Source organism: Streptomyces sp. NPDC052396 (assembly GCF_044593195.1).
Classification (GTDB): Bacteria; Actinomycetota; Actinomycetes; order Streptomycetales; family Streptomycetaceae; genus Streptomyces.
In genome coordinates this window covers 1-4,886 of sequence record NZ_JBIUAW010000034.1, presented here as the reverse complement: position 1 = coordinate 4,886, position 4,886 = coordinate 1, and the positions used below count along the sequence as shown (strand labels likewise).

Below are 4,886 nucleotides of genomic sequence, written 5' to 3'. Positions count from 1 at the left end.
GCCGGAGTTTATGGTGCCGGCGGCTGTTGTGGTGGTGGATGAGTTCCCGTTGACGGCGAATGGGAAGCTGGATCGGGGTGCTCTTCCGGAGCCGGAGTTTGTGTCCGGTGTGGTGTCGCGGTCGCCGCGGACACCGGTGGAAGAGGTGCTGTGCGGGTTGTTCGCGCAATTGCTCGACGTACCTGAAGTAGGTGTGGAGGACAGCTTCTTCGATCTGGGCGGTCACTCTCTCCTCGCCACCCGCCTGATCTCACGGGTGCGTTCGGTGTTCGGCGTGGAACTCGGAGTTCGCGTTCTCTTTGAGGCACCCACGGTGGCCGCGCTGGCCGCGGTGGTGGCCGGAGCCGGTCAGGCGCGGGTGGCGTTGGAGCCGATGGCCCGGCCCGAGCGGCTGCCGTTGTCGTTCGCCCAGAACCGGCTGTGGTTCCTCAGCCGGCTGGAAGGCCCGTCGGCCACCTACAACATTCCCCTGGCGGTACGGCTGACCGGACCGCTCGACCCGTCGGCCCTGGCAGACGCCTTGGCGGATGTGGTGGCCCGGCACGAGAACCTGCGCACCGTCTTCCCCGAGGACCAGGGCACTCCCTTCCAGCGCATCCTGGAGGACGCGCACGCCCGGCCGGCCCTGACGGTGACCGAGGTCAACGAGGAAACGCTCGCCGAGGCGATGGACCGAGCCATCCGCCACCCATTCGACCTGGCCTCCGAACTCCCGCTGCGCGCAGAGCTTCTGGTGCTTTCACCGGAGGAGTCTGTCTTCATCCTGGTGCTCCATCACATCGCCGCCGACGGCTGGTCGCTGGCGCCCTTGTGGCGTGATATCGCCACCGCCTATGCCGCCCGGCTGCGGGGGAGCGCTCCGGACTGGCGGGCGCTGCCGGTGCAGTACGCCGACTACACCCTCTGGCAGCGCAAGCTGCTCGGCGATGAATCCGACCGGAACAGCGTGCTGGCGAGCCAGCTCGCCCACTGGAAGCAGACGCTCAACGGCCTGCCGGAACGCATCGAGCTGCCGGCCGATCGTCCTTACCCCGCCGTCGCCTCCTACCGCGGTGGTTCCCACACCTTCCACTGGGATGCCGAACTCCATGGCGGCCTGGTGAAGTTGGCGCGTGCACATAACGCCACCGTCTTTATGGTGGTGCACGCGGCACTGGTGGCGCTGCTGCACCGGCTGGGTGCGGGTGAGGACATCGCCGTTGGCAGTCCGATCGCGGGCCGTACCGATGAGGCCCTGGACGAGCTGGTGGGCTTCTTTGTCAACACCCTGGTGCTGCGTACCGATGTCTCGGGTGACCCGACCTTCGGTGAACTGCTCGGCCGGGTGCGGGAAACCGACCTTGATGCCTATGCCCACCAGGAGGTGCCCTTCGAGCACCTGGTGGAGGTGCTCAACCCGGCCCGGTCCCTCTCCCACCACCCGCTGTTCCAGGTGCTGCTGGCCTGGCAGAACACGGCCGACTCCCAGCTGGAGCTCAGCGGGGTTTCCACGGATCACCTTTCGGTGAGCACAGAGTCGGCCCGGATGGACCTGGCTTTCACCCTGACCGAGAACTCCGGCGCGGAAGGCGGAGTCGATGGTCTTGTTGATTTCAGTGTTGACCTCTTTGACCAGGCCACCGTGGAATCGCTGGCCGCCAGGCTCGGCCGGCTGCTGACGGCCGTTGTCGCCGAGCCGGACATTCCGGTGAGCAGGGTGGAACTGCTCTCCGATATGGAGCGGTTGCGGGTGTTGGGTGAGTGGGGTGGTGTGGTTGGTGGTTCTTCGGGTGGGTTGTTTGTGGAGTTGTTTGAGGAGCGGGTTGCGGCTGCTCCGGATGCGTTGGCTGTGGTGTGTGGTGGGGTGGAGCTTTCGTATGGGGAGTTGAATGCATGGGTGAACCGGGTGGCGCATTGGCTGGTTGAGCGGGGTGTGGGGCGGGAGTGTGTGGTGGGGTTGAAGCTTCCGCGTTCGGTGGAGTTGGTGGTGTTGGAGTTGGCGGTGTGGAAGGCGGGTGGGGCGTTTTTGCCGGTGGATCCGGTGTATCCGGAGGATCGGGTTGCGGTGATGTTGGAGGGTGCGGGTGTGGGGTTGGTGGTGGATGGGCCGGTGGTGGCTGAGGGTTATCCGGAGGGTAATCCTGTGGTGGGTGGTCGTGGTGTGCTGGATGCGGCGTATGTGATTTTTACGTCGGGTTCCACGGGGCGGCCCAAGGGTGTGGTGGTGTCGCATGGGGGCGTGGTGGGTTTGGTGCAGGCCCATGCGGAGGCGTTGGGGCTGGGCGTGAAGTCGCGGGTGTTTCAGGCGGTGTCGCCGAGTTTTGATGTGGCGGTGGCAGATGTCGTGATGACTTTGGGCTCGGGCGGGGCGTTGGTTTTGGGTGGGGCGGAGGGTTTGGTGGGGGATGAGTTGGCATTGGCGTTGGAGGTAGGTGGGGCGACGCATGTGGCGTTGCCGGTGTCGGTGCTGGCCTCCTTGCCGGTGGAGCGGGCGCCGGAGTTGGCATGTGTATTGGTGGGCGGCGAGGTGTGCCCGGGGGAGTTGGCGCGGCGGTGGGTATCGAGTGGTCGTCGATTGGTGGTCGGGTATGGGCCGACAGAGACGACGGTGAGTGTGACGTTTGGCGCGGTGGATGGTGATGGCGGTGTGCCGTCGTTGGGACGGCCCATTGATGGGGTGGGTTGTTTTGTGCTGGACGGGTGGTTGCGGCCTGTTCCGGTGGGTGTGGTGGGGGAGTTGTATGTGGTGGGTGAGGGGGTTGCACGTGGGTATGCGGGGCGTGCGGGTTTGACGGCGGAACGTTTTGTGGCCTGTCCGTTTGGTGAGGGTGGGCGGATGTATCGGACCGGGGATTTGGTGCGATGGCGGAGGGATGGTGGGCTGGAGTTCGTCGGCCGTGCGGATGAGCAAATCAAGATCCGTGGTTTCCGGATCGAACCCGGCGAAATCGAAACCGTTCTGAGCGGGCACCCCGCCGTTGACCGTGCCTTGGTCATCGCGGACCAGGGGCAGCGCCTGGTCGCCTATGTCGTACCGAAGGCCCATGCGCACACCGGTGAACTCGGCGAAGAACTACGTCAGTTCGCCGGCGGGCAACTGCCGGACTTTATGATTCCCTCGTCATTTGTAGTGCTCGGGGAATTCCCGCTGACCGTCAACGGCAAGGTGGACCGGGCCGCTCTTCCCGAGCCGGTATTCGACTCCGTCTCCTCCCGTGCCCCCCGCACGCCGGCCGAGGAAATCCTCTGCGGGCTGTTCGCCGATGTCCTTGGCGTGCCCGAAGTGGGCGTGGAGGACAGCTTCTTCAACCTGGGCGGCCACTCCCTGCTGGCGACGCGTGTTATCTCCCGGGTGCGTTCGGCGTTCGGTGTGGAGCTTGGTGTGCGGGCTCTGTTTGAGGCGCCCACGGTGGCCGGGCTGGCGCGGGTGGTGGCCGGAGCCGGCCAGGCGGGTGCGGGGTTGGAGCCGATGGCTCGTCCCGAGCGGCTGCCGTTGTCGTTCGCCCAGAACCGGTTGTGGTTCCTCAGCCGGCTGGAAGGCCCGTCGGCCACCTACAACATTCCCTTGGCGGTACGGCTGACCGGCCCGCTCGACCAGGAGGCGTTGGGCGAGGCGCTGTCCGATGTGGCAGCCCGGCACGAGAGCCTGCGCACGGTCATCAGTGACCAGGACGGCATGCCCTACCAGCAGGTGCGGGCAGGCGGCGCGGCCCGACCCGCCCTGATGGTGACCGAGATTGCCGAGGCGGAGCTCGGCAATGCCCTGGATTCGGCCGTCCGGCATGAATTCGACCTGGGGCAGGACATTCCCGTCCATGCCGAGCTGTTGATGCTCTCCGCCGAGGATTCCGTCCTGGTTCTGGTGATTCACCACATCGCTGCCGACGGCTGGTCGCTGGAGCCGCTGTGGCGCGATGTCGCCACCGCTTATGCCGCCCGGCTGCGGGGTGCCGCTCCGGGCTGGCGGCCGCTGCCGGTGCAGTACGCCGACTACACCCTGTGGCAACGCGACCGGCTCGCGCAGGCCCTGGAACCCCAACTCGACTACTGGAAGCGGACGCTGGCCGGACTGCCGGAGCGGATGGAACTGCCCACCGACCGTCCCTATCCGGCGGTGGCCACTCACCGGGGCGAAACCCTGGACTTCCACTGGGACGCGGAGCTGCATCAGGGTCTGGTGGAACTCGCGCACGCCGGCAATGCCACGGTGTTCATGGTGGTGCACGCGGCACTGGTGGCGCTGTTGCATCGGATGGGTGCGGGTGAGGACATTGCCATTGGCAGTCCGATCGCGGGCCGTACCGATGAGGCCCTGGACGATCTGGTGGGCTTCTTCGTCAACACCCTGGTACTGCGCACCGACGTTTCCGGTGACCCGACTTTCCATGAACTGCTCGACCGGATCAGGGAAGTGGACCTCGGCGCCTACGCCCACCAGGAGGTGCCCTTTGAGCACCTGGTGGAGGCGCTGAACCCGGAGCGGACGCTGGCCCATCACCCGCTGTTCCAGACCATGCTCGCCTGGCAGAACGCGGCGGACTCCGAACTGACCCTGTCCGGTCTGTCATCGGCGGCCACCCTCCCGGTCCATACGGGTACGGCCCGCATGGACCTGGTCTTCGGTCTGACGGAGTCCCTGACCGGCGGTCTGGACGGCTTGGTCGAGTTCAACACCGATGTCTTCGACCGGTCCACGGTGGAGGCACTGACCGCCCGGCTGGGCAGGCTGCTGGCAGCCGCCGTGGCGGAGCCCGAACTCCCCGTCAGCGAACTGGACCTGCTCGATGAGCGGGAGCGGGAGTTGGTGGTTTCGGGGTGGAATGACACGGCGCGTGAGGTGCCGGGGTTGTCGTTGGTGGAGTTGTTTGAGGCGCAGGTGGTGCGGTCTCCGGGTGCGTTGGCGGTGG

1 protein-coding gene is annotated in these 4,886 nt (G+C 66.5%); it reads left to right on the top strand.

Features of this window, described 5'->3' with window-relative positions; all coding sequences use genetic code 11:
- Positions 1 to 157: 157 nt before the first annotated feature.
- A partial coding sequence (locus tag ACIHFE_RS34445) for an amino acid adenylation domain-containing protein (protein ID WP_400113020.1) occupies positions 158 to 4,886 on the top strand: 4,729 nt, incomplete at its 3' end.